We start from the raw sequence: 524 nt of genomic DNA on the forward strand, positions 1-524 counted from the left end.
GTTGCAGAATTAAAAAAACTATGTGATCAGGGTGTACAAATTACACCAGAAATTTTACGGATTGCTGAAAATGCTCCCTTGATTCTTTCTTTGCATCGTGACCTTGATGCAATTCGAGAAAGCGGTTTATCTGGTTTAAAGATTGGTACAACAAAGCGTGGTATTGGACCGGCTTATGAAGATAAGGTAGGACGTCGTGCTATCCGAGTGATGGATTTAGCAGAAAAAGATACGCTTATGGCTAAGATTGAGCGGCTTTTGAGGCATCATAATGCTTTGCGTCGTGGAATGGGTGTTGTGGAAATTGATTCTCAAGCACTTTATGATGAATTGATACAAGTCGCGGATAAAATTTTACCCTTTATGGATTGTACGTGGCGTCTTTTAGATGAAGCGTATCGAGGAGGGAAACACATTCTTTTTGAAGGTGCGCAAGGTGCTTTATTAGATAATGATTTTGGAACTTATCCTTATGTAACGTCATCGAATACAGTTGCTGGGCAGGCATGTACAGGTTCAGGGAT

1 protein-coding gene is annotated in these 524 nt (G+C 40.5%); it reads left to right on the plus strand.

Annotated features, from left to right (window positions below):
- Window positions 1-524: adenylosuccinate synthetase (locus tag ACFIO3_RS15905; RefSeq protein ID WP_375704833.1), on the plus strand; the 524-nt coding region annotated here is incomplete at both ends.

The sequence above is a fragment of the Bartonella sp. AD328YNZD genome, assembly GCF_042196425.1.